Origin of the sequence: Microcoleus sp. A003_D6, from assembly GCF_036702825.1 — a bacterium.
GTDB lineage: Bacteria > Cyanobacteriota > Cyanobacteriia > Cyanobacteriales > Microcoleaceae > Microcoleus.
Map to the genome: position 1 here is coordinate 25,749 of NZ_JAUBWA010000020.1, position 24,932 is coordinate 50,680.

At 43.2% G+C, this 24,932-nt stretch carries 28 protein-coding genes; 15 read left to right on the plus strand and 13 right to left on the minus strand.

What is annotated here, in order from left to right; genetic code table 11:
• Window positions 1-9 precede the first annotated feature (9 nt).
• From QUB70_RS08225 to QUB70_RS08245, 5 genes are all read left to right on the plus strand, one after another.
• Window positions 10-1,674: an Hsp70 family protein gene (locus QUB70_RS08225; protein WP_332979545.1), complete on the plus strand. Its 1,665-nt coding sequence runs from the start codon at window positions 10-12 to the stop codon at window positions 1,672-1,674.
• Between the two features lie 109 nt (window positions 1,675-1,783).
• Complete coding sequence (locus QUB70_RS08230) at window positions 1,784-2,641, plus strand: HIT family protein (protein ID WP_332979546.1); 858 nt, start codon at window positions 1,784-1,786, stop codon at window positions 2,639-2,641.
• Window positions 2,642-2,829: 188 nt separating this feature from the next.
• Window positions 2,830-3,399: a hypothetical protein gene (locus QUB70_RS08235; protein ID WP_332979547.1), complete on the plus strand. Its 570-nt coding sequence runs from the start codon at window positions 2,830-2,832 to the stop codon at window positions 3,397-3,399.
• 343 nt (window positions 3,400-3,742) lie between these two features.
• Complete coding sequence (locus tag QUB70_RS08240; protein ID WP_332979548.1) at window positions 3,743-5,095, plus strand: ATP-binding protein; 1,353 nt, start codon at window positions 3,743-3,745, stop codon at window positions 5,093-5,095.
• On the plus strand, window positions 5,092-6,627 hold the full coding sequence (locus tag QUB70_RS08245; RefSeq protein ID WP_332979549.1) for a tetratricopeptide repeat protein: 1,536 nt from the start codon (window positions 5,092-5,094) through the stop codon (window positions 6,625-6,627). Before QUB70_RS08240 ends, QUB70_RS08245 begins: the two co-directional genes overlap by 4 nt.
• On the opposite strand, the gene QUB70_RS08250 is transcribed toward QUB70_RS08245, so the two are convergent.
• The 3 genes from QUB70_RS08250 to QUB70_RS08260 are packed head-to-tail and all read right to left on the minus strand — an operon-like array spanning window position 6,578 to window position 7,474.
• Window positions 6,578-6,793, minus strand: coding sequence for a DUF433 domain-containing protein (locus QUB70_RS08250; protein WP_332979550.1), 216 nt, complete (start codon window positions 6,791-6,793; stop codon window positions 6,578-6,580). The two genes, QUB70_RS08245 and QUB70_RS08250, sit on opposite strands and share 50 nt — an antisense overlap.
• Window positions 6,794-6,828: 35 nt before the next feature.
• Window positions 6,829-7,071 carry a hypothetical protein gene (locus QUB70_RS08255; RefSeq protein WP_332979551.1) on the minus strand — a complete coding sequence of 81 codons (243 nt, stop codon included), beginning with the start codon at window positions 7,069-7,071 and terminating at the stop codon, window positions 6,829-6,831.
• Window positions 7,052-7,474 (minus strand): BrnT family toxin, encoded by a 423-nt coding sequence (locus tag QUB70_RS08260; protein WP_332979553.1) that lies wholly within the window; start codon window positions 7,472-7,474, stop codon window positions 7,052-7,054. Before QUB70_RS08260 ends, QUB70_RS08255 begins: the two co-directional genes overlap by 20 nt.
• Between QUB70_RS08260 and ilvA the strand changes: the two genes are divergently transcribed.
• Window positions 7,451-8,962: a threonine ammonia-lyase, biosynthetic gene (ilvA, locus tag QUB70_RS08265; protein WP_332979554.1), complete on the plus strand. Its 1,512-nt coding sequence runs from the start codon at window positions 7,451-7,453 to the stop codon at window positions 8,960-8,962. The two genes, QUB70_RS08260 and ilvA, sit on opposite strands and share 24 nt — an antisense overlap.
• A gap of 33 nt (window positions 8,963-8,995) precedes the next feature.
• The gene (locus QUB70_RS08270; protein WP_332979556.1) at window positions 8,996-10,201 is read left to right on the plus strand and encodes a hypothetical protein; all 1,206 of its coding nucleotides are present in this window, start codon (window positions 8,996-8,998) and stop codon (window positions 10,199-10,201) included.
• A 20-nt stretch (window positions 10,202-10,221) separates the two neighbouring features.
• On the opposite strand, the gene QUB70_RS08275 is transcribed toward QUB70_RS08270, so the two are convergent.
• Complete coding sequence (locus tag QUB70_RS08275; protein WP_332979557.1) at window positions 10,222-11,043, minus strand: Rpn family recombination-promoting nuclease/putative transposase; 822 nt, start codon at window positions 11,041-11,043, stop codon at window positions 10,222-10,224.
• Between the two features lie 286 nt (window positions 11,044-11,329).
• Between QUB70_RS08275 and QUB70_RS08280 the strand changes: the two genes are divergently transcribed.
• Window positions 11,330-11,827 carry a DUF29 domain-containing protein gene (locus QUB70_RS08280; RefSeq protein WP_332979558.1) on the plus strand — a complete coding sequence of 166 codons (498 nt, stop codon included), beginning with the start codon at window positions 11,330-11,332 and terminating at the stop codon, window positions 11,825-11,827.
• A 73-nt stretch (window positions 11,828-11,900) separates the two neighbouring features.
• Here the strand turns inward: QUB70_RS08280 and QUB70_RS08285 are convergent, their stop codons facing one another.
• The 4 genes from QUB70_RS08285 to QUB70_RS08300 form a co-directional block, all read right to left on the minus strand.
• Window positions 11,901-12,197 carry a DUF5615 family PIN-like protein gene (locus QUB70_RS08285; protein WP_332979560.1) on the minus strand — a complete coding sequence of 99 codons (297 nt, stop codon included), beginning with the start codon at window positions 12,195-12,197 and terminating at the stop codon, window positions 11,901-11,903.
• Between the two features lie 34 nt (window positions 12,198-12,231).
• Window positions 12,232-12,579, minus strand: coding sequence for a DUF433 domain-containing protein (locus QUB70_RS08290; protein ID WP_332979561.1), 348 nt, complete (start codon window positions 12,577-12,579; stop codon window positions 12,232-12,234).
• Complete coding sequence (locus QUB70_RS08295) at window positions 12,576-12,851, minus strand: hypothetical protein (protein WP_332979562.1); 276 nt, start codon at window positions 12,849-12,851, stop codon at window positions 12,576-12,578. The genes QUB70_RS08290 and QUB70_RS08295 overlap by 4 nt, the downstream gene beginning before the upstream one ends.
• Window positions 12,852-12,988: 137 nt before the next feature.
• The gene (locus tag QUB70_RS08300; RefSeq protein WP_332979564.1) at window positions 12,989-13,351 is read right to left on the minus strand and encodes a hypothetical protein; all 363 of its coding nucleotides are present in this window, start codon (window positions 13,349-13,351) and stop codon (window positions 12,989-12,991) included.
• A gap of 232 nt (window positions 13,352-13,583) precedes the next feature.
• On the opposite strand from QUB70_RS08300, the gene QUB70_RS08305 reads away from it, so the two are divergent.
• Genes QUB70_RS08305 through QUB70_RS08315 form a run of 3 tightly spaced genes read left to right on the plus strand, consistent with a single transcriptional unit; the run spans window position 13,584 to window position 14,640 of the window.
• Entirely contained in the window at window positions 13,584-14,099 is a 516-nt protein-coding gene (locus QUB70_RS08305) for a hypothetical protein (RefSeq protein ID WP_332979601.1), read from the plus strand.
• Window positions 14,100-14,152: 53 nt separating this feature from the next.
• On the plus strand, window positions 14,153-14,356 hold the full coding sequence (locus QUB70_RS08310; RefSeq protein ID WP_332960085.1) for a type II toxin-antitoxin system HicB family antitoxin: 204 nt from the start codon (window positions 14,153-14,155) through the stop codon (window positions 14,354-14,356).
• On the plus strand, window positions 14,353-14,640 hold the full coding sequence (locus tag QUB70_RS08315; RefSeq protein WP_332979566.1) for a type II toxin-antitoxin system HicA family toxin: 288 nt from the start codon (window positions 14,353-14,355) through the stop codon (window positions 14,638-14,640). The genes QUB70_RS08310 and QUB70_RS08315 overlap by 4 nt, the downstream gene beginning before the upstream one ends.
• Window positions 14,641-14,684: 44 nt before the next feature.
• Here the strand turns inward: QUB70_RS08315 and QUB70_RS08320 are convergent, their stop codons facing one another.
• The 3 genes from QUB70_RS08320 to QUB70_RS08330 form a co-directional block, all read right to left on the minus strand.
• Window positions 14,685-14,906: a hypothetical protein gene (locus QUB70_RS08320; protein ID WP_332979567.1), complete on the minus strand. Its 222-nt coding sequence runs from the start codon at window positions 14,904-14,906 to the stop codon at window positions 14,685-14,687.
• 135 nt (window positions 14,907-15,041) lie between these two features.
• Complete coding sequence (locus QUB70_RS08325; protein ID WP_332979569.1) at window positions 15,042-15,728, minus strand: class I SAM-dependent DNA methyltransferase; 687 nt, start codon at window positions 15,726-15,728, stop codon at window positions 15,042-15,044.
• A 203-nt stretch (window positions 15,729-15,931) separates the two neighbouring features.
• Window positions 15,932-16,306, minus strand: a complete 375-nt coding sequence (locus QUB70_RS08330) for a DUF1257 domain-containing protein (protein ID WP_332979570.1) — start codon at window positions 16,304-16,306, stop codon at window positions 15,932-15,934.
• 207 nt (window positions 16,307-16,513) lie between these two features.
• On the opposite strand from QUB70_RS08330, the gene QUB70_RS08335 reads away from it, so the two are divergent.
• The 3 genes from QUB70_RS08335 (at window position 16,514) to QUB70_RS08345 (ending at window position 22,227) form a co-directional block, all read left to right on the plus strand.
• Complete coding sequence (locus QUB70_RS08335; protein WP_332979571.1) at window positions 16,514-17,704, plus strand: WD40 repeat domain-containing protein; 1,191 nt, start codon at window positions 16,514-16,516, stop codon at window positions 17,702-17,704.
• Between the two features lie 489 nt (window positions 17,705-18,193).
• Window positions 18,194-20,554 (plus strand): PAS domain S-box protein, encoded by a 2,361-nt coding sequence (locus QUB70_RS08340; RefSeq protein WP_332979572.1) that lies wholly within the window; start codon window positions 18,194-18,196, stop codon window positions 20,552-20,554.
• Between the two features lie 11 nt (window positions 20,555-20,565).
• Window positions 20,566-22,227 carry a putative bifunctional diguanylate cyclase/phosphodiesterase gene (locus QUB70_RS08345; RefSeq protein WP_332979574.1) on the plus strand — a complete coding sequence of 554 codons (1,662 nt, stop codon included), beginning with the start codon at window positions 20,566-20,568 and terminating at the stop codon, window positions 22,225-22,227.
• A gap of 85 nt (window positions 22,228-22,312) precedes the next feature.
• Here the strand turns inward: QUB70_RS08345 and QUB70_RS08350 are convergent, their stop codons facing one another.
• Entirely contained in the window at window positions 22,313-22,438 is a 126-nt protein-coding gene (locus QUB70_RS08350; RefSeq protein WP_332979576.1) for a hypothetical protein, read from the minus strand.
• Complete coding sequence (locus QUB70_RS08355; RefSeq protein WP_332979577.1) at window positions 22,435-23,751, minus strand: RNA-guided endonuclease InsQ/TnpB family protein; 1,317 nt, start codon at window positions 23,749-23,751, stop codon at window positions 22,435-22,437. The genes QUB70_RS08350 and QUB70_RS08355 overlap by 4 nt, the downstream gene beginning before the upstream one ends.
• Window positions 23,752-24,249: 498 nt before the next feature.
• Here QUB70_RS08355 and QUB70_RS08360 point away from each other — a divergent pair, with 498 nt between their 5' ends.
• Entirely contained in the window at window positions 24,250-24,924 is a 675-nt protein-coding gene (locus QUB70_RS08360) for an amino acid ABC transporter permease (protein ID WP_332979578.1), read from the plus strand.
• Window positions 24,925-24,932: the final 8 nt, after the last annotated feature.

Sequence of the window (24,932 nt, forward strand, 5' to 3'; positions counted from 1 at the left end):
AAAATCAACATGACTACAGTTGCCATTGACTTCGGCACCAGCAATACGGTTGTTTGCATTCTTAACCCGGATACGCAAACACCAGAAACTTTGAGATTGGGCGACATCTCCCGGATTTTCGAAACTAATAGTTTGAGCGGAGATGTTCGAGAAATCTCTGTAGTGCCGACTTTAGTTTTTGTGAAAAAGGCGGGAGAGTTAGTGTTGGGAGAAAAAGTGCGATCGCAGCGTTTGGGGCAATCCCAGCCAGACCGCTTTTTCAAAGCTTTTAAACGCAATTTAGCTGCCGACTTTCAGCCGCCACCCCGCAATATCGACAGCGAAACCTACACACCAGAATCTGTAGCAGAACAGTTTCTCACAAGTATTTGGAAACAATTGTATTTCCAAAATATACAGCCAGAAAAAGTAATTTTTACAGTTCCCGTTGGAGCATTTGAGCGATATCTAGATTGGTTTCGCGACTTAGGGGAAAGTTTGGGAGTTGCGGAAGTTCACGTAATAGATGAATCCACAGCCGCCGCCCTAGGATATGCCGTAAACCGCCCCGGTTCTCTAGTTTTAGTAGTTGATTTTGGGGGCGGAACTTTAGATTTAAGTTTAGTTCGCACTGCTCTAACCCCCCCCTTACCCCCCCTTACCAAGGGGGGGAGAAATCTCGCTCCCCCCCTTACCAAGGGGGGGAGAAATCTCGCTCCCCCCCTTACCAAGGGGGGGCTGGGGGGGGTGCGTGCCGAAGTGTTGGCAAAATCCGATGCTTATGTAGGCGGCGAAGATATTGACATCTGGATTGTCGAAGATTATTTGCGGCAAATTGGTTCGTCGCGGGCAGAAGTCGGGCCAGTTGGCTGGCAGAATTTATTAGAAATAGCGGAAAAATTAAAAATTCAACTTTCTCAAGTTAATGAGGCGAAGGAAAGCTGGTTTGACGATGAAAATTTTATGTCTTACGAGTTGCAGCTAAACCGAGACAATCTTGAAGAAATTCTGGAATCTCGGCAGTTGTTAGAACAGTTGCGAGAAAGTTTAGATGAAGTGCTGACTATTGCACTGGGAAAAGGTATCGGTAAAGCAGATATCGAACAGGTTTTGCTGGTAGGAGGAACTTCTCTAATTCCCGCTGTATCTAATTTAGTGGTTTCGTATTTTGGGCGGCAAAAAGTCCAAAGAGACAAACCTTTTGAAGCCGTGGCACACGGTGCTTTAGCGTTGACTCAATTAGCGAGTGTTGACGATTATTTGCGCCACACCTATGCAATTCGCCTCTGGGAACCTTATGCTAAAGCTTATGATTATTCGCCGATATTTAGCAAGGAAATGAAGTATCCTTGTGAAAGTTCCGATGAGTTGACGCTGCAAGTGGCAATTGAAGGGCAAAGGGAAATTCGGTTGGATATTGGGGAAGTTGCGGAGGTATCGCAAGCGGAGGTTGTTTTTAACGAAAAAGGGCAAATGACGAGCAGTTTGCTCAACAAACAGACGGATTTTCGCTCTTTGGAAAGCCACCATCAGGAGGTTTGTGTGGCGCATTTGAACCCGCCTGGGGTATTGGGAATTGACAGGGTTTCGGTGAGTTTTGAGGTGGATGAGAGGCGGGTTTTGTTGGCGACGGTGCGGGATTTGGTGACTGGTAAGGTGTTGGTGGAAAAAGGGGCGATCGCCAAACTGCAATAATGGTAAAATTTTTAGATAACATTCGGATATTGAAATCGGTACTACACATACTCTCGTCCGGATGGTGCGTGGACGGAAGAATATTTATTTAAATCAAATTTATGCCACCATGAAAAAGCAACAAAATAAATTCAGCCACCTGACAGCAATCGAAAGAATTTATCTGTCATTTCCGGCAAGATTTTTATTGGATAAAAACTTGCTGCAAGGCCAACTCTTAGATTTTGGGTGCGGCTTCGGCAGCGATGTTAGATTGTTGCAGCAAAAAGGCTTCGATATTACGGGTTATGACCCTTATTATTTCCCGGAATTCCCCGAAGATAAATTTGACACAATCATTTGCTTTTATGTGTTGAATGTTTTGTTTCCTGAAGAACAAGCTAATGTCCTGATGGAAGTTTCGCACCTGTTGAAACCGGGAGGGAATGCGTATTTTGCGGTGAGAAGGGATATCAAAAAAGAAGGCTTTCGAGAACATTACGTGCACAAAAAACCTACATATCAGTGCATTGTCAAACTTCCCTTTAAGTCAAGTCACTTAGATGAGTCTTGCGAAATTTACAAATACGTGCATTACAACCATCAAAGAAATTCTACTAATAACTGCATATTCTGCAATCCGTATAAAAATTTAACTTTACTCACAGAATCAGCAACAGCTTATGCAATGTTTGACGGTTATCCCGCCAGCAAAGGTCATGTTTTAATCATCCCCAAGCGTCACGTTGCTAATTATTTTGAACTGCCGTTTAGGGAACAATCGGCTTGCTGGTTTATGGCTAATAAGGTGCAAGAGATGTTAAGTAAAGAGTTTCAGCCTGACGGTTTTAATGTGGGAATCAATATTAATAAAGAGGCCGGTCAAAGTCGCAGTCACGCTGCTATTCATGTTATCCCCCGCTACAAGGGCGATGTGGCTGGGAATAAAGGCGGAATTAGGTATGTGATTCCCAAGAGTGAAAAATAAAAGTTAGCCAATTGTGGAAGGAATTCTTTTTTACCGCAGAGGCGCAGAGAACACAGAGGAATAGAGAAGAGAGGAATTCATAATTTTTGTAAGGATTGTTATATTTGAGCAAACGGCGAGCAAAATAGGGTTAAAATGTGTTTACAAAGTCTAAAACTACACATTAGCAGTAATTTGGTGTTCTGTTTATGTCTAAGCGCAAAAAGCAAGAATGGCTCAAGGAAACCTTAGAACTCAAAGAAGACCACAATTGGAAGTCAAAGCCTGGAACTCGGATCTTTGTAGCAGGAAGAGGTGCAGTCCGCTTTGATGTCCCCCAAGATTGGCATTTTGAACCGGATACTAAGTCGTTCCGGTTTACGGATAAAAAGCCGCCGGATGATGATTGTTGTTTGGAGGTTTCGTTTAATTTGTTACCACCTGGTAACTGGGCAGATTTTCCGCTAGTGCCGCTATTACAGAAGGTGGTTGAAGATGATACCAGAAATCCGATCGCTCCTGGGGACATTATCCAACTGAAGCGGCAAACTGCCCGCATTGTTTGGACTGAATTTAAGTTTATCGACCCTCCAGAACAGCGGGAAGCTTATTCGCGAATCTGTATTGGACTGGGTTCTAATGTTCAGTGTTTGATTACTTTTGACTATTGGGTTGATGATGCTGAACGTTTGACTCCTGTCTGGGATACGGTGATGGATTCGTTAGTTCTGGGTTTGTTTATTAGCGACCCTCGAACGGGTTTTGCACGTCCCGATTAGAGTGTTTTTCTGGGAAACTTTCAACAACTAATTTTGCTAAGTGTTGGATTGGCAAGCCACGGTCGAGTAAATTTAGAACCTGCACTAAATTTTACAACTGTTTGGCCATATAAATATCGGGATTGCCAATTCCTTTTGCGTCGGGCATCACTCCCACGATCGCATTTTGGCATAAAATCGGATTTTGCGATCGCTACGGGCGATCTATTTTTTTGTGGGGATAGTTGGCGATCGCACTTTTTGTTAGATTTGAGTTGATCGGCTAATCCCGAAAATTCTACCATCATTCAATACCTTGTAGATTATACTGGTGCTTGTGAAACAATTTTACTTGAGGTAGCTTGTGACGCTAGATTTGCTAACTGAAATCTACAGTTCCTTTGAACCATTTCAGCCTCCGTCGAAAGAGGCTTATGTAGATTGTCAGGAAGTCCGTGGTGGTTGGGAAGTAGTACGGGAGTTAGGCCGAAAAATTACCCGATCGAACAAACCGACTTGCCAGCTTTACTCCGGCCACCGAGGAGTAGGAAAATCCACAGAACTTCTGCGCTTGAAGGAATACCTAGAACAACAGAAGTATTTTGTGGTTTACTTTGCAGCAGATGATGAGGACATTGAACCCCAGGATGCGGAGTATGCCGACATATTGTTTGCTTGCACTCGGCATTTAGTAGAAGCGATCAAGCTACAAAACCATAACCCTTTACTAGATTGGCTGAAAAATCGAGGCGAATCTCTCAGAGATTTGGCACTGACAGAACTATCATTTGAAGGTTTAAATTTAGAGGGACAAGTTGCCCAGTTTGGCAAAATTACGGCAAATTTACGAGCAAATCCAGATAAGCGACGCGAACTGCGACAGAAAATTAATGCTAATACTCCGTCTTTGGTAGAGGCCCTGAATGATTTCATCAAAGAAGCTGAGAAATCCCTATCTACAGCCTGTCGTGGCATTGTGATGATTGCCGATAATTTGGATAGAATCGCAGAAACTAAAGAGGAAGGAACTCCCAGCAATTATGACGAAATTTACTTAAATCGGAGTGAAATTCTGCGAGGCTTGGCGTGTCATGTAATCTATACGGTTCCGATCGCAATGGTATATTCGGGACGAGCGACACAGCTTGAAGATAACTACGAAAAGACTAATATTTTACCGATGGTGATGGTGAAAAATCCCGATGGTACAGTCAACTCAAATGGACTAGGCAAATTGCGGGAAATTATCTCTCGGCGGCTTGAGGCGATCGACCCCAGACTGACTCAAACTATGGATGGTAGTGTGGCAGGTTTAGATCTTCCCGCTGTGTTCGATAGTTCAGATACATTGAACCATCTTTGCATCATGAGTGGCGGACACGCCAGGAATTTGATGCAGATGATCCGAATCGCTGTCAACTGGACGGACGAGTTACCAATTAGCGCTGAAGCAGTGCAAAGAGCAATTGCAGAAACGCGAGAAACCTATCTCAATGCAATCCAAGAACATCAGTGGGAAATTTTGGCTGATGTTTATTGCAAAAAGCAGGCAAACAATAACGAACAGTTTCTTCGCCTGTTGCTCACCCGCTGTTTGTTAGAATATCGCTATTATGATAAAGGAAGGCTAAAACGCTGGTACAACGTCCATCCTCTGATTGAAGAAATTGAGCAGTTTCAAACCGCAGTTACCAAAATTCGGCAATTACCATCATGAGTCAATCTTCTTCTACTCAGGCACTCGACACTAGCCCAGAGGGAGTCTATCGGGCTTTATTGCGATGCCTAAAACGAACAAAAGGGTTCGGTATAGTTTTCGTGCAATGCTCTCCATCAGTAGGAACTCGGTTAATTAATCGGGTGCGGGGGGATTTATTTGAGAAAAAAATTGAAATTCTAGAATTAACAGAACCGATTAATAATCTGTATGATATTATTGCAAATTGGGACGATCGCAACGATCTCAACATTCTCTTCATTCAAGGAGTAGAAAAGTCACTGGAACCTTATATCAAACCTGGATATGGTGGTGATGGTGATTATTATAATTTAGATACAGTCCCTCCTATTCTCAGTCACCTCAATCAACGACGGGAAATTTTTCGCGATCGATTGAGTAACATTTGCTTTGTTTTTATCCTTCCCCTCTTTGGAGTCAAATACTTCATTCGTCGTGCCGGCGATTTTTTTGACTGGAGTTCAGGAGTATTTAAATTTCCCACAGAAACAGAAGAATTGGATAAAGAATTACACAACATTTTACGAGAAGGTAGCTATAAAGAATGCTGTAAATTAACTCCCACCAAGCAGATTCAGAAACTTATAAAAGTCGAAGCTTTGATAAAGGAAGTAAATGACAACGCTGAAATTAAATCTGGTTTATTTATTCAACAAGGTAATTTATTAACATCAGTTACTGAATATGAAGCAGCAGTCTCTAGCTACCAACAAGCGATCCAACTTAAACCAGCTCATTATATTGCTTGGCATAATCTAGGTAACGCTTTAGACAAATTAGGTAGGCATGAAGAAGCTGTTTATAGCTATAATCATGCAATTACAATTAAACCAGATTTTCAGGAAGCTTGGTATAACCGAGGTGATGCTTTAGTAGAGCTAGGCAAAGATGAAGAAGCTAATGCAATTTATGAGAAAACTATATTTGATTCTGAATTTAAAAAAGTCATTTTATCGTCCAACTCTTTGATTGTTCAAATGATTAGACTTTCCAATATATTTCTCCTCGAAAGCCAGTCAATATGGGGTACAATACATAAAAATAATAAGTTTTTATATTTAGACATTGATGAAGTATTGAATGAATTATATATACAAGGATATAATGAAATTCAATCAGGTCAAATATTAATTGACATTCATGCTTGGGCTATAAAAAAAAGTGCAACTATTATTCGTAGGCTACTCCAAAACCAATATCAATACTCAAGGAGAAATGTTATGATAGATATTGATGGGGTTATGGATTACCTTGCTTATACAACTTATGAAGATCCCTATGATAATATTTTTTTTGAAGAAAGTATAGAAGAGGTTATCCAAGAACTAAAACCAATAGACCAAACTATTATTCGTTTGCGTTTTTTTGAAGGTTTATCTCAGATAGCGATAGCTAAAGAGTTAGCAAAGGATGGTGGAATAGAAGTTAGTCAAGTAACTGTGAGTAGACGGCTTCATGGAGCTATAGCATTTTTGCGCCGACGAATAGCAAACAAGCTTGGATATCTTTAGGTTCTAAATCGGGAAAATCTGCCAGAATTTCACTCGCAGGCACATTATCCGCTAGAGTTTCTAGAATGTCGCTAACTCGAATTCTCATTCCTCGGATACAGGGACGGCTTCCACATTTACCCGGAGTTTGAGTAATTCGATCGAGTAAAGCAGTTTTGTCTAGCATAAGTCTTACCTAGAGAAAGTCATTATTTTAGGACTTTAAACTGTCTCCCCACTACTTGCTTGAGGCATCGCTTCAATCAGCGCCCGAAGCACCTTGTTTACTGCCTCCGGTGTTGAAAAAACCCGGGCAATATCCTCATCCAAAACAACAACTGTCATTGGTTGCTTTCCACTGCGATTTGCAAAACGGTTGGGTTTTGCTTTTTTGTAGTCCAAGCGGTACTCCGGTAAAAGCTCATCTTCCGAGTTTGAAGATTCATTAAAAGGCGTTTTCTTCATAGTCTTCACGCTCCTTTTTCGTGGCTAGACGGGCACTAATGATACGGATTGCATTTCCACGTTCAGTATAGCTGACTAGCAGCAACTGATTGTTTTGAGAGTGACCGATGATAATTTCACGGCGCTCATCTTCTGAATGTTTTTCATCATCAAAAATTACGGCAAGCGGATTGTAGAAAACTGTCTTTGCTTCTTCAAAATTTACACCGTGCTTGTTGAGATTGATAGCTGCTTTGATTTCGTCCCATTCAAATTCCATGATAACTTCCGATCGCCCGTTAGCGAAGCCCTCGAAGAGGATCGCCAATTCCCCGCAAAATACTAACACAAGTACCGTACAATTATCCCACCATCCGGCATCAACCAACCTGCTAACCCCATGCTTTGCGATTACCTCGTACAAATCCTCACCGCCCGCGTCTACGATGTTGCTCAAGAAACAGCCCTAGAAGTGGCCCCCAATCTATCAGCGCGACTCAACAATAAACTTTTGCTGAAACGAGAGGATATGCAGTCTGTCTTTTCCTTCAAGCTGCGGGGCGCGTACAACAAAATGGCGCAACTGTCGCCGGATTTGCTAGCAAAAGGTGCGATCGCAGCTTCCGCCGGCAACCACGCCCAAGGAGTCGCCCTCGCCGCCCGCCACCTGGGAACTCGCGCGATCATAGTCATGCCCGTAACGACGCCGCAGGTGAAGGTAAATGCGGTGATAGCCCGTGGCGGAGAGGTAGTTTTGCATGGGGATACCTATGACGATGCCTACGCCTTTGCGCGTCAATTAGAGGCCCAAAAAGGTTTAACTTTTATTCACCCTTTTGATGACCCCCACGTAATTGCTGGACAGGGTACGATCGGCATGGAAATTCTGCGGCAGCATCAAAAACCAATTCACGCGATTTTTGTAGCAATTGGCGGCGGCGGATTGATTTCGGGAATTGCAGCTTATATTAAGCGGTTGCGGCCGGAAATTAAGATTATTGGCGTCGAACCGATCGATTCCGATGCAATGAATCAATCGCTGAAAGCGGGTAAACGGGTGCGTTTGTCGCAGGTGGGTTTATTTGCTGACGGCGTTGCTGTGCGGGAAGTGGGAGAGGAAACTTTTCGGTTGTGTCAGGAGTATGTAGATGAGATTATTTTGGTGGGTACGGATGATATTTGTGCGGCGATTAAGGATGTTTTTGAGGATACGCGATCGATCTTAGAACCGGCCGGCGCTTTGGCGATCGCAGGTGCAAAAGCTTACGTCGAACGGGAACAAATCGCAGGAGAAACTTTAATTGCTGTGGCTTGCGGCGCGAACATGAATTTCGATCGGCTGCGTTTTGTAGCAGAAAGAGCCGAGTTTGGCGAACGCCGCGAAGCCATTTTTGCAGTCACAATTCCCGAACAACCGGGAAGTCTCCGCAGGTTTTGCGAATGTCTGGGCAAACGCAATTTAACGGAATTTAGCTATCGAATTGCGGATGAGAAAGAGGCACATATTTTTATCGGAGTTCAGATAGAAAACCGTGCCGATGCGGTGAACATAGCCGCAAGTTTTGAAGATTGCGGGTTCAAGACTTTGGATTTAACTGATGATGAATTAACGAAATTGCACGTGCGGCACATGGTGGGCGGGCGTTCGATGCTGGCGAATCATGAGTTGTTTTATCGCTTTGAATTTCCCGAACGTCCGGGTGCGTTGATGAAGTTTGTGGGTTCGATGAGTCCTAACTGGAATATCAGCGTTTTTCACTATCGAAATAATGGCGCAGATTACGGGCGAATTGTGGTGGGAATTCAGGTGCCGCCCGATGAGATGCAGGAATGGCAGGCTTTTTTGGATACGCTGGGCTATCAGTATGGGGATGAGAGTCAAAATCCGGCGTATAAGCTATTTTTAAGATAGTTTGGTTTGTGGTCTTGAAACAAATTAATATTTATGAACAGGATCAAAAAAATATTGCCGTTTTTTTTGATGATTTTTGCTGTTGTTGTGGCAGCAGTTGCACATTTTGCGATCGAACAACTTTCCAGCCCAGTCAGTTATTTTCAACCTGTGGATACCAGAGATGGTGCAGAGTTGTACAAAAAACAACTACCCAACGGAAATCTGGCTTATTTGCAAGTTATTAACGTTCAAAAAATGCAAATAGACCAGCTAATTGGAGAGGTCGATCGGATGGCTTTCAATCAAGGATTGTATTATCAGGGAGAAAACAAATATTACAGTCCTTTCTTTAAGAGCAAGTTATTCTCTGAAGTTACAGGAGAATACAAAAAACTTTACGGTAATGGTGTTTTTTCCGTCATTAACTGTTCTTTTTTTGAACAATACCAACGCAGCACGCAGCTATCTTTTCCGATCAAATTTAACGGTCAAGTTATTACTGGCGGTAACGGCATCTACGGCCCGGTCAAGAAACCCAAAGATGGGCAGTATAAAAATGTTCGCTTGAAAGCTTTGGTCTGGAACGATCGAGAAGCATATATCACAAATTACGAACCGCAAACAGGAAAGCCATTGAATCAAAAAGAAGTACAAAATGCAGTTGTTACTTACGAATACAAGCACCATCCAGCTAAACTCATATCTCAGAATCCAGCAAATAGGTATCACGTCATCGGTACGCTGGACAAAGATGGTCGCAAGGGTAATGAATTGCTGGCAATTATCACAGTTAATGAAGCGACATTAGACGCAGCGGCTAAGTTAATGCGAGAATTCGGAGTGAAAGGAGATATCGTGACGATCGACGGCGGACTCTCAACTTATCTATTCAATCCTAAAATCGGCGAGATTATGTTGCCTCAATCAAATAATATTGCCACTCGGGAACTGCCGCACTATTTAGGATTTAGGAATAGAAAATCTCAGATAGCTTCACCAAAAATATTGGTGGCTAAACCAGCAGCAAAAGTGGAGGTGGAAGCAAATAAACCTTATTTGATTTTGTGGAAAGACAATATTCAGGATGAGGTCAAAATTGAGCTGTATCGAGAGAATAAGTCTGTTCAAAGCATAGCCAACCGCGCGACTAGCGATGGGGTTTATGAATGGAAACCTAAGATTGCTGTAAAATCAGGGTCTTTGATTCGGATTTCAAGTGTTAAAAATGCCAAGGTGTCTGGGGCTTTTCAGTTGTGATTGTTGTTGGCAAAGAAATCTCATTGCGATCGCAAATTCCGCACATCCTCAATACTGAGTCCGGTTGTTTGGCTGATGGTTTCGTCATCCAGGCGATCGAGTAACTGTCGTGCGATCGCCAGTTTTTCTTCTCGCTTAGCTTTGATTATAACTCCTTGTTGGTCGTAAATAAACATTTCTCGCCGTTCGATATCTGCCAATTCGTCAGGGGTTAAATTGACTTGATTTGCGATGCCAAAGGCTTGATGAATCTCTGGAACGCTATCCATTACTGGCGGGACATCCGTTATTGTCCTCGCATATTTCATGAAATATATCCATTTATCCGCAAGCGTTTCTAGCTGGTGTACTTCCTTGGTAAACTTCGGAAGTTCTACAAATACTAACTCGATGTTATTATCGGTATATCTGAGATTTGTGCTTGCTTCTTTGTAGATAAATCTAGAAATTAGCCGATCGCTATTTGGAAACATCTCAAAATCAGTCAGTGTTAATGCTATCACTGGTTTGAGCATTCGGTATCCTTCTCCTTTCTGCAATTGAAAGGCGTAAGTTTTGGCTGCGTTGTACAAAACTCTCTTGCCGAAAGACTCTACGTTTAATACCTGCATTTCAATAATGACTAACGTACCATCCGCAAGTTTAGCTTTTACATCTAAATAAGTATCTTTTAAGCCTTCGACTTTGGGCGGTAAGTTAGGGTCGATAATTTCTAAGTCTTCAATGGTAGGATTGCCATCGTAAATCATGGCGTTGAGAAAACTGATCAGAATGTCTTTGCTTTCTGAGGAGCCAAATATTCTTTTGAAGGCGTAATCGGTTTTGGGGTTGATGAATGTCATGGTTGGAATCGGGAATAACGATCGCTATTTCGATCGTATCATCAGGGCGATCGAACTTGACGGGCGATCGCCTGTCGATGCCAAGATTTGAGGACTTACGAAAAAACCCGGTTTCTGCGTTAATATCTCGGTTCGATGCAAGATTTTTTGGAGAAACCGGGTTTTTGGCCCCACGTGCGTAAGTCCTGATTTTTAAGATGAGAGCTGTTTTTGGATCAAGCTATTTTACCGTAAGTCGCTCAGATGTTTTATAATTAAGGAAAGAACGCTAAATTGTGATATTTTTATGCAAACACCACAAGCCGAACAAATACCGGGAAACTTAATACAAAGTCTTTATGAAACTGATTTTTATGCTTGGACTCAGGAACAAGCAAAACTCCTCAAACATCGAGACTGGAGTCAACTTGACCTACCTAATTTAATCGAGGAGATTGAGTCATTGGGAAAACAACAACGCGCTGAATTAAGAAATCGCTTGAGTATTTTGATTGGACATTTGCTTAAATGGGAATATCAAGTATCAAAACGAAGTCGCAGTTGGGTGAATACAATTTGCATCCAGCGTATCGATATATTAGAGTTACTCAAAGAAAATCCCAGTCTCAAACCTTACCTACAAGAAGCTCTCCAGACAGCTTACATCAAAGGAATGGCATTAGCTTCTGGAGAAACAAATCTGCCACGAAAAACCTTTCCAGAGAATTGTCTGTATACGTTAGAAGAAATTTTTAGCGATCGCTTTTATCCTGGTGAACATCCAACAGATGATGTGATGGAATGAGATAGACCTTAGTTTTTGGTTAGGGCGATCGAGTTTAAGGTTCGCAAAAGCTAAATTAGACCGTTACAACTCATCATAAAGGGAGATACTGAATTTGTCCTGCTAATTCTCCTTCAAGGCTGCACTCCAGAAGGATCAGAATATCCTCAATTATCCTACCAATTGGTGCATCGAAGGTAACTTCAACAACTCCTGACATTGGCTTACCTGCGGCCATACGTTCATAGGCATAGCGCGTAATCGTAGCCAGATCATGAGTCAGCAAAATCCGATCTTCTTGGGCTGCCCATTCCAGCACTGTTGGGTCATCTTCACCGGATAAGCCCACATCTTGGACGCGAACAATGTCAATGTCTGGTTTGCGACGCATCAAACCTCTAACGATTGTATTGTCAAAGTTTTCATCAGCCAGGAATTTCATGCGATCGCTCTTGTTGACGGGCCATTAATCTGTCACGCAATCCCTGCGGATCAAACTTTGCTTCATTCATCTTACGAATCTCTTGTGCTTGTTGCTGTCGAAGCTGCAAATACGTTTCTACTTCCTGCTGGTGATTGAGGTAAAAGGCGATCGCGGCATACACATCAGCCAACCTGAGTGACGGATAACGATAAACTATTTCCTCTGCTGTACTTCCCTGCTTAAACACTGCAATCACGGTATCCAAAGTGACGCGAGTTTTACCCACTCGCACCACACCGTCAGCATTAGTTTGCAGGGGTGCAGGTTCAGCTACAACTACTAATGTCATGGCAACCTCAACGTTCGCTGTCTTAATTGTATCAGAAGGTCGATATGACTTTGAGGGAAAATTTCAGTTAGAGGGGTAATATCGCCAGCAGCGATTTCCTGACGTACTATTTCAGCTAGACTATCCCACTGAGCGTCTGTTGTAGCTTCAAATTGAGCCTTCCACGCGCGTTCATCACTGATATTTTCTTCCGCCATTAGAATGCGAATTAACTCTCGTTTATCGATCGCAGACAGTTGTTTAATTCTAGGGAGTAATTCTGTTAGTGTCATCGGTTGTTTTCCTACGATGCGTCTATGTTAACGGTAGCAGGTCAACGCAGTAATTGGAACTTCCAGGGGGTTTGAGAAAGATCGGCGCGATCGCCACCATCGGGCGAGCGCGCTGTGGTATGATATTCCGTAGTGTTTTATTCGGCAAGATTTGAGCAATCATTAAAGTAGGCAATGAGTGCTTCACCAACAGCTTTTGTAACTCCACCAGCTACCACTGATTTTGCTGCCCATCCGAAAACAGGAACAAAATCAAGCAATGAGTGTGCAATTTTACTGCCAATGAGTGGAGCCGCAATTGTAGCAAATACTGCCCCAGCTTGAGTTTTATCCATATCAACATCAAAAATTGACCCGACTTGGATAACCATTGTTACATCGCCTCCAGTCATTAGATAATGAGAACCTGGAATCCAAGCCACACTTGCAAATCCCAAAGCCCATTTATTGATAGCCGAGCGTGCTTGTTCTCTCGCTTGTCTTTTGTTGGATGCTGCCATAATGATAACTAATAACCTTTTTTGGGTTTAAATTACCTCAAAAAGCTTTTGAGCTTTGCAAATTCAAGCTTAGGTTTATTTTTTTCTATGATAGACCGATCTAGTCAAACTCAACAGCAGAAAAAGTTGGAAAAAGTTGGAACTTCCTAAAAATCCGATGCGAGGCCAAAAAAGTTGCAAAAAGTTGGAAAAAGTTTGGTATAGTAACCATACCTATCTCACCATCCCACCTATGGACAGTCCTCAGATATTGCAATTTGTCGATGAAGCTGTCTATACCAACACAGGTAAACGTCTAAATAACTTGCAGCGGAGGATTATCGCAGGCATACTGAATCGTCAAAGATATGCTGACGTTGCAGAAACTTATGATTATAGCTCCCAGCACGTTAAAAAAGCCAGTTACGAGCTTTTGCAAATGTTATCTGAAGTGTTTGGCGAACAAGTTAAAAAAAGTAATCTTGAATCCGTTATAGAAAGACAGATAAATCAGAATATAAATCTTGGTAATAATACTACTATTAAAAATAGTAGCAATATTAGCTACATTAACAACTGTTCTAATTCCTCTACTCCTACGCCCGATCTAAGTCAGCCGGAAATTCCCGAGTTGCAGCAGAAAAGCAAAAATCAAACTCAGATTGAAACAATTGATAAATTACGGCAGTTTGGCTTGAGCGACGAACAAATTGCAGAAGCGCTAAATATACCTTTAGAGCAGGTTAAACAGGCGGACTTGGAGGAGTAAAGTCTGGTACAGTAATAAAGAGGTAAGTTTTGACAATAAATTAGGAGAATCAAGTGAAAATCAAAATTATTATTCACGAAGCAGAAGAAGGCGGATACTGGGCAGAAGTCCCTGCTATTCCTGGCTGTGCAACTGAGGGAGAAACCTTCGAGGAACTGCTGCAAAACCTCTATGAAGCAATCGAAGGTTGCCTTAGTGTAGATATTGAATCTATCGAGACAAATGAGCGAGACAAAATTATGGAGATTGCGATATGAACTCCATGTCTGGCAAAGAGTTAGCCAAGCTGCTAGAGCGTAATGACTGGATATTATTAAGAGTTCAAGGCAGTCACCATATCTATGGGAAAGCTGGAAGCTCAATCCGAATTTCTGTGCCAATTCACGGTAATAAATCTTTAAAAGTTGGATTACTCAGACACTTGTTAAAACAGGCGGGTTTATTGGAAAATACCCCTCAAAATACCAGCACAGTTGAAGAGTCAAATAGCGACAATAAGGCGGCGAATGAATCAGATTCGAGCGATGAAGAACAAGAATGAAATTGCCTCCATCTTGCGATAAAAGTAATAACCGAGCCTGCAAGCTATTTTGGGAAGCGCTCCAAAATCCCTGCAATAAAGGTTTCGCCATCAATCGGTGGAGTATGTTCCGACATGGCAACAGCAGCATCTATCTTAACTCGTACAGTATCGATCCACTGGCGATCGGCGAGAGTTTCTTTGAACTCTTCAAGCCATTCGAGAAACTCTGCGAGTTCATTTTGTGAAAGTTCCGTTACAGCAGTCTTGAGTTCTGTAATGTTCATGGGTAAGTAACTTTTTTTCCTAATATTCGTTTACCTGTTTGCTCTAATTATATCGCGACGATCGCACTATACCACCAACTCCGCTCTCTTCTCTTCAGTCCGCTAGGAGTGGACTTCGTTTATGTAGAAACGATTTCAATCGCCGGGTGACTGACAAATCAGCAGCAGGGAAAGAGGAATCTTCGTCTGTGGATGGATTGGTTCCTCGATTTCACAGACTCTCCAGCCGGATTCCGATACTTGTTGAAACCACGAACTAACTGTGCGAAAATACCACGGCATCGGCTCTCGAAAAGCTCCGCCGAAGTTGTCGAAAGTCTCCGTTTTCCATCCATCAACATAGGGCTGTTCCTGACACGCTGTGAATGGATGAACTGTCTGGATTAACAGATGTCCGTCTGAGACTATTGCTTGGCGTAACGATCGCAATAAATCTCCAATTTCCTCACCGAGTAGCGAAAAATTGCACACGATTCCATCGTAGGATTGACCGAGTATCGCTGGATCGGCAATAATCTCATCGTAGCCGATCGCCCGAAAGCAACCGCCTCCTTTCTCACGAGCTCGATCGACCAAAGCAGCGCAACCATCAACTCCAACAACCTCAACACCGCGCTTTGCTAGGGCGCGCGTCAGCCAACCTTCACCGCATCCAACATCCAAAACTCGCCGAGACCCGTAGCGCAGCACTGCTTGCAGAATAGCCTCGTCCGTTGCTGCGCGGCGACTTGCAATCAGATTTTGGTCGAGCGCCTGTATCCATGCGCCAGCATTAGCCTCCCAACTTTGTTGAATTTGTTGTTCAGGGCGATCGAATTTCATGGTGATTCTCCTATTGGTACTAAGACTTACGAAAAAATCTGATTTTAACCCGATTCTGCGTAAGTCCTGAGTCCCGAAAAACGAGTTAAGCTGTTACGCATTTAAATTATAAATTAGGGACAAGCTAGAAGCCCGTCCCACAATAGTTTTATTGATTTTTGACACACAGTTTAAATGTATAACAGCTTAATCAAGCGCGAGTCTTAAACCCATCGACCAACTACAACCCTCACCGTTCCATCTGCCAAAGTCTCCTCTTCCTCCACATGAAAACCTTCTGACTGCACCGCCGCCATCAAACTTTTCCGCGCGTATTTTTGACTGATTGAATTGACAAAATCCTGCTGGTTAATTCGAGCGCCCCAAAAATCCGCCACCAATTCGTAATCTTCTCCGCTGCGCCGAAAACCCAAATCGTAACCGTTGGATTGCCGAATCACGTACTCGGCATTAGTTTTGTCGCCCCGATAACCCCGTACCTGAACATTGCACTCTACTTGATAACCCAACTCTTCCAACACTTGATGCAGCAGTTCGCCGTTTTTGATCTGAACCTTGATCGTTGTGAAGTGTGACATATCACTTTCGGATTTTTGTGTGAAACGCTGATTTGATTATAATAGCATAAACAACAACAGTCAATAAGTTATAACTTGCGCTCTTAAACTTGGTTTTCGCGTGACAGAAAGCAGCCAGGGACAAGCCACCGGATTCATCTGTGAGGTCGCTTTCTTCAATCCTCCAATTATGCAATCTAAAATCTAAAATCTAAAATCTAAAATCCTATGATGCCCGACAATTCTAACCAACCCAGAGAATATGATGCCGTCCTCGGCGGCCAAAGTCAAATCCCGATCGCCGGTGCTGTTTTGGGAGGCATCGCCGGAGTCAAGCAGCGCTTCAACAGTCCCAGTATCGAGCCGCGGATTGCCGCTGTTAAAGATGCTCCTAAATATGGAGACGCGGGTTTAAATTTAGCAATTCAAGCGCTGCTTGACCCTGCGGCCCAAGTGCAGAGAGTTGCTTATTTAATTTTGCGACCGAGGACAGAACCTGTAGTCCGCGAAGCTTTAAAACAATTCGTCCCTTACAAGCTTTTTGACTGCATCCGCAGTGTCAAAACTGGGACAAATGTTGCGATTAGTCCCGGAGGCGATCGCACGGCGAGTTTGCACGGGAAAATAATTAGAATTTGCGATTTAGATACAGGAGAAATACTCTATACTGTTGACAAGTATCCCCGCGCTCAAGAAACTTTTGTGCTTTGCCAAGAAAGCGAAGTTTTTGTGAGGAGCAGAAATACTCCAAAACACCGCGCGATCGAAATTTGGCAGGGAGGAGAATTGCGGCATACTTCCCTCGGACACGAAGCGGAAATTAGCGCAATTGTCATCAGTCCCGACAGTCAAGTTATCGCCAGCGGTTCGGCAGATACTACTATCAAAATTTGGAATTTAGAGACGGGAAAGTTAATCTGTACTTTTGGCAGTCTTTTAACTTGGGGAGCTCATAAAGCAGGAATTGTTAGTCTTGCTTTTAGCCCGATCGCACAAACTCTCGCTAGCAGCAGTTCTGACGGTACAATTAAGCTGTGGAACCTCCGCAGCAGAGAATGCTCTCAAACAATTAAGGGTTATGCGAATTGTCTGGCTTTCAGTCCAGACGGGCAGACGTTGGCGGCTGGCGGCTGGGACAGAAATATTCAACTGCGGCAGCTATCGAATCCAGATAGTCCAATCACTTTGGCAGGGCATTTTAACTCGATAAATGCGATCGCCTTTAGTCCCGACGGAGGTACTGTTGTTAGTGCTAGTGCGGATGGTAATATCAAATTTTGGAATGCCAGTAGCGGCGAACATATTCACACTCTGTGCGGGCATCAAAACTCTGTTACTTGTCTTTCTTTTAGCAGCGATGGCGAAACTATTATCAGCGGTAGTTTAGACAAAACTGTCAAAATTTGGGGGATTAATTGAAGGAAGTTCGGCAACGAGCAATCTACGGGATGTAACGGATGGAAGAAAGAGGGAAGAGGGAAGAAGGAAGAAGGAAGAGGCTATCGGCATGGGGAAAGTGCAATTAAACCCGTCCTAACCGTCGGGCGCGGTGGCTATATTTCACTTTTCCCGATTCCCGATGCCTCAGTGCGTGAATCTACGCACACAAATATAATAAATTTACACTTCCAGTTCTTGTGCAAGCCGAGGATTGCGGAACTTCTTTTTGCCCTACTACAAATACTTACAGTAGAAACACCGATTTACAGCCATTATTCAGCTTATTGTCAATTTGTGAACCGTCGCCATAAAACCTGACATATCTGCAATTTCTGAATCCTTTAAACTAGCTTTGAACTATCCCATCTTGCTCGGATGAGTATCAAAGCTAACTGTAATACTTCACTTAAAAAGTTTATGCTTAAAAGATAGACTGGGGTTAAATATACAGGGCATCCGAAAGTAACCATGTCACACTGCAATCAATCCATCTGTCGATCGCGCAATCCCGCAGAAATGTGCGACACTGCTGCCAGTTGGCAGCTTCGAGCCGATCGACTAACGGTAGAATTAAACAGCACGCGCGATCGGCTTCACGCAGAAATCGACCGGCTAAAACAAGCCAACGAAACCCTGCACGCCGCCGTCAGTTGTGCCCCGATGTTCCTGTGGGCAACAGACAAAGACGGCAAGTTAACCCTTGCAGAAGGCAAAGGATTAGAAAATTTGGGACTCAAACCGGGTGAAACTGTCGGAAAGTCGATTTTTGAAGTTTACAGCAGCCAGCGGGATATCTTAGAAAATATGACCGGGGTACTAGCAGGAAACGATCGCACCTGGAATGTCCGAGAGGGGCATTTTATGCACGAAATTCGATCGACAGCGCAGCGAGATAGCAACGGCCAAGTTGTCGGGGCTGTCGGTGTTTCTACTGAGATTACCGAGCGCGATCGAGCTTTCTTCACTCTGGAAACGGCAAATCAAGAATTAGAACACAGACTTCAGCAGCAGACGGCAGTCTTGAATGCAGCACTTGACGAAAGCGAAAAAAAGTACCGCAACCTCGTAGAAACCTCCCAAGAATTGATTTGGTCGATCGACATTCAAGGCCTCTTGACTTTTGTCAATTCCGCCGCCAAACGCATCTACGGTTACGAACCCCCCGAAATGATCGGCCGCCGCTTCACCGATTTTTTGGTTCCCGCAGAAAAAACCAAACAAATAGAAATATTTGCACAATTTTTAGCCAGAAGCTGCATTCAGCCGCAAACAGCTAATTCTCCTTACGAAACAGTACACATCCGCAAAGACGGTACTCCCGTCCACCTGCGCGTCAACAGCATCGTCAACCAAGGTGAAAACGGCGCTATATTAGGTTTGTGCGGAACGGCGACAGATATTAGCGATCGCAAGCGATCGGAAGAAGCACTCCAAGAAGCTACAGACCAACTTCTCGCCGTCTTGGATGCCGTGCCCGGACTGATTTCTTGGATAAGTTCAGATTTGCGATATATTGGAGTCAACCAGCACTTAGCAACCTCGTTCAAACTGTCTCCTAAAAGCTTTGTCGGTCAAGAAATCAACTTTCTCGACAAAGGCTCGGCTTTTGGAGAAGTGATCCGCAACTTTTTTGACAGTTCATCTCAGCAAACCTGGCAAGAAATAGATATAGAAATTAACGGCTGCGTCCGCAATTATTTGATAGTAGCTCAGAAATACCATCAGGGAACCGCAGCAGTTTCTGTAGGCACAGACATTACCGATCGCAAGCGCGCCGAAGCTCTAAAAAACAAATTAATCTGCTCGCTGCAAGAATCAGAACACAAATTTCGCAGCCTGTATGAAGCCACCAGCGACGCAGTAATGTTGCTGGACGAAAAAGAGTTTTTTGACTGCAACCGCGCCACCTTGAAAATATTTGGCTGTAGCAACAAAACAGAATTTTACGGCAAACATCTGAGCGAATTTTCCCCGCCATTTCAGCCTAACGGACAAGATTCAGCCAGTTTAGCGACCCAGAGAATGAACACAGCAATGCAAACAGGGAGCTGTCGATTTGACTGGGTACACAAACGACTCGACGGTTCAGAATTTTCCGCCGAAATTCTGTTAAACGCAATGGAAATTAACGGAGAAAAATTTTTCCAAGCAGTAGTACGCGACATTACAGAGCGCAAACGGGATGAGGAGAAAATCAAAGCCTCCCTCGCCGAAAAAGATGTCCTCCTCCAAGAAATTCACCACCGCGTCAAAAACAACCTCCAAGTTATTTCTAGCCTGCTGAAACTTCAGTCCCGCTACATCCAAGACAGCCGCGTTAGTGAAATGTTAAAAGAAAGTCAAAACCGAGTCAGGTCAATGGCTTTGGTTCACGAACAATTATATCAATCCAAAAACTTGTCAGACATTGACTTTGCTGAATATATCGACAATCTCTCCCACAATTTATTTCAAGCTTATGAAATTCACGCAGAAGGCGTCAAGTTAGAAACAAATATTGCGCCGTGTTCGCTAAATATTGATACGGCAGTTCCTTGCGGATTAATTATCAACGAGCTGGTGACCAATTCTCTAAAGTATGCTTTTACAGGACAAACTAAAGGTAAAATAAAAATAGATTTTACTTTAGATAAAAACACGGTTTGCGTGCTAACCGTGAGCGACAGCGGAATTGGTTTTCCTCAAGACTTAGATTATCGAAAGGCCCGAACGTTGGGTTTGCGACTGGTCGGGTCTTTAGTCAAGCAAATCCGGGGTAAAATAGAATTATTAGAAACTGCTGGCACGACTTTTAAAATAACCTTTTCCCAACCCAAATTGCATTCTTAGGAGATAATTTAGTGTTCGACAAAAAAATTCTGATAGTTGAAGACGAGAGCATCATTGCGGAAGACATTTCCGACAGTTTAACATCTCTAGGCTATAAAATAACTGATATTGTCTATTCGGGAGAAGAAGCGATTATATCGGCAGGAGAATTCCTGCCAGATTTGGTTTTGATGGATGTTAACCTGCAAGGAGAAATCGACGGCATTACAGCAGCAGCAGAAATTCGATCGCGCTTTGAAATTCCGGTAGTTTATCTGACAGCTTATGCTGACGAAAACACTTTGCGGCGCGTCAATGGGACCAAACCCTTCGGCTATATTGTCAAACCGTTTGAGGAAAAAAACCTGCACACAACTATTCAATTAGCTCTCCACCGGCACCAGCACGACTGCTTGACAAACTTGCCAAATCGTTTGCTGTTGCGAGAGCAGCTAAATCAGGTATTAGACAAGCAAAAAGAACTGCCAGCAATGATTCCCGTTGTCACTCTCAGTTTAGATAGGATTAACCGAATTAACAGTACCTTGGGACACGATATCGGCGACTCCGTACTTTGCAAAGTTGCGCAGCGGCTGAGTAACTGCACGCAAAACATTAATATTGTGGCTCGTTTGAAAGCTGCCGAATTTGCAATTGTTCTCGAACCAGTTGCCGAAAAACAGGATGCTGCCAATATTGCTCAAAACATTTTAGATATTGTAGCTCAACCTATAATTATCAAAGGATCGGAACTGTACGTCACGGCAAGTATCGGCATTTGTTTATCTCCGGGCGACGGCAGCGATGGAGACGAACTGCTGAAAAATGCTTACACAGCTATGTACAATTCTCAGCAAGAAGGTGGCAATAAGTATCAGTTTTACAGTGCAAAACTCGCGAATATTTCCCTAACAAAATTGAGTCAAGAAACTTGCCTCCGCAATGCTTTAAAACGCTCGGAGTTTGAAGTTTACTATGAGCCGCAAATAGAAATTAAAACAGGGAAAATTATTGGGGCTGAGGCTTTGGTGCGCTGGAATCATCCAGAAAGGGGCAGAGTTTCCCCGGCGGAATTTATTCCAATGGCTGAAGAAATGGGCTTGATTGCACCGTTGGGCGAATGGGTGTTAGAGACTGCTTGCAGGCAAACTAAAGCTTGGCAAACAGAGGGTTTGCCTCCGCTGCGGGTAGCCGTAAACCTGTCAGCCCGCCAGTTTGAGCAAAAAAATTTGACGGAGAGAGTCAGCCAGATATTGAGAGAAACTAATCTCGATCCTAAATATCTGGAATTAGAATTGACTGAAAGTCTGATTTTGGAAGATGAAACGGCAGCAGTTGAAGCTTTTACGGTGTGGAGAGATATGGGGATCATGATCGCAATTGATGATTTTGGAACGGGATATTGTTCTCTGAGTTATCTGAAACGCTTTGCGTTTGATGCGATCAAGATTGACAAGAGTTTTATTCGCGATATTGCAGACGATCGCCAAAAGGCAGCGATTACAATAGCGATTATTCAATTGGCACACTGCATGAACATGACTGTGATTGCTGAGGGGGTAGAAAATCAGCGGGAACTTGCTTTTTTGTGCGCGCACGAGTGCGACGAAATTCAAGGTCATTTTTTCAGTCAAGCTTTGCCAATGGCTGAGTTTGAAGCGCTGCTGAAAAGCGATAAGTGCTGGGAGTTATAGCATTCGGCAGTTATGCACGAGGCAATAAAATCAAGACTTTAAGTGCTAACCAAATCCATTGCTTGTTGTCATTGTTAGCTACAAATCACCGCCTTTCATCGCATTCAATTGTCGATCGACCTTTTTCGATCGTATTTTGACCTGCGGCGCAACTTCTTATGGTCTGAAGATGGCTGGCAGCCGCTGCTATAGCTGGTAAAACTATAGTCATTTATTGCAATGACATGGGAGGCGTTGGCCCTCCCCTTTCTGTTTTACTTTGAGCGGATTAACCCGCCTCGGCTGAACTACGCAGCTCCCTATCCCATCGCACAAGGCATTTGGGATTGCTTTTCTGAGAATGTTGTACGAAGCATTCACATCGGAATTGATTAACCGACCCGTCGATGTTCTGTACAATCCTCGTGAGATCCGTTTTCCAGTGAATACAGGCTCTTTTTCGGTTTTTCCATAAACAGGAATTGGGTCTAATCCCACAAAATTTGCTTTGGATGTATAGGATTCCTCCTGTACAATTACCGTGATTCCTACCAGCCGAGCTTTGTATTCTAACATCTCAACTAATCGAGAATGAGGAATGCTGACAAAATTTTGGTTGGTTTGTTTACCTAGATTGATATCGGTTTTCCACTGTGCATTTTTGCCGATGACCAGCGTTGCAATTTGGTTCACTACCAAATGGTCAACAATCACGCGGCTAGCATGATGCAAGTAATTATCAACCTTTTGGTTGCGACAGCGAGTTAATCGCTGAATTCTGGGTGAGGTTTGACGATTTCCTTTTAACTGGGATTGCAATCGGGATTTGCGTTTATTGTAGAACTGGTTAATCGATTTTAATGGTCGCCCGTTAATCAACAAAGGGATAAATCCCGGTTGATTTGAAGTTAGCGCCACTAAATTATCCAGTCCCAAATCAATGCTAGCTACAGAATTAGCATTGTTGACGGTGGACTCCGGTTCATTATAAATTACCTCGATTACATAGGAATCACATTTGGGAACCACTCTAACTTGACAAATCCCATCAGGATTTACTTTAGTTTTGATGAAAAAATCTGTACCCGAAAGTTTAATAATTCCTTTTTTTAGGAATTTGCTGCTAATTGCTTGAATCGTGTAGATGAGAAGATTTCGTCCTTTAACTTTGTCTTTGTATTTCGGCAGTTTCGGGCGACCCGTAAATTTTGAAGAGTCAGCTTTGTAACCTTTAACGGCTTCAAAAAACGATTTCCAATTCTTGTCTAAGATTATCAAAATTTGCTGACTAACTTTAGCAGGCATTGCCTTATATGCTTCGTGAGACTTCATCACTCGGTTCATTTCGTTATAACTGACATAACCCCATCCATAAATAAAGCTCTGACGAATGACGTAATTGGCGGCATTGTAGAGGTTTTTGGACTTGAAAGCTAGTTCGTCAATTTGGGCGAAACGGTGTTCCGTCGATTTAATGATGTGCCTCTCTGTTAGCTGCATTTGAGACTTCCGTTCTTTGAGCTGTGCGTATTCCTTGTTCAACACTCATAGCAATATGATACCATTATTGTTTATAATTGCTTATAAACTAAATGAAGTTTTACAATACTGGGATGCCTGAGATGTGGGAGACGATCGGGGGCTCAACCTTTTCAAGATTATAGGTAACGATAACGCCACACGGTCTCATCAGAGCATTAATAGTAGGATTACCTGAGAATGTAATGAACGTAACAGAAGCGATTTATTAAAGCTTGCATACTGTACGCAATCATTCAACCGAGACTTAAATAACTGACATCCTCTCCCCAAGTCTCTCTCCTTCGGGCAGACGGGCACAAAACCCCGAGAGGAGCAAAGCCCCTAATCTCCGATCCGCTCGATCGGCTATGAGGTTAAAACGTTCGGCGTTAGGTGAGTAAATTACTTTGGCTAGGTTCCTAGAAATTCATAGATAGGATTCTCTGCTCGCAGCGCGCAGTCTTTAGTAATTGCTTACGTCTTATCTCTAAACTCTCATACTGTTTCAGTACCCAAATACTTATGAGCTATCAGTTTGATTTCTCAATTGTCTGGGATAATCTTGCTTTGCTATTTGCAGGCGCATTAACGACCTTCAGGATATCATCGATCGCGATCGCATTCGGTCTAGTCATAGGCATTATTGGGGCAGTCTGTAGAACCTCTGACAACAAAATCCAAAATGCGATCGCTTTAGCCTACGTCGAGGTTGTTCGGAATACCCCGTATATCATCCAACTGTTTTTCATCTTCTTTGGGATGCCAAATTTGGGCATCAAGTTAACGGCAGAGCAAGCATCAATCTTGTCACTTGCTTTAAATTTTGGTGCTTATTCGACCGAAATTGTGCGGTCTGGAGTCGAGAGCATTAGCAAAGGTCAAACGGAAGCAGGAATGGCACTTGGCTTCAACAAGATATCGGTTTTTCGGTACATCATTCTGATGCCTGCCTTGGCGAATATTTATCCGGCCCTGATCGGACAGGTGATTTTGGCAGTGTTATTTACGAGTGTTGTGTCTCAGATTGCCACTGAAGACTTAACCTTTGCAGGAGATTTTCTCAATTCTCGGAGTTTTCGCAGTTTTGAGGTTTACTTTGCCATATCGCTCATTTATTTAGCGATCGTTTGGATTATCAAAGGAATGTCCTATGTAATTGAGCGGCGATTTTTTAATTTTGCACAGTATCGACGATAGTTAATTGG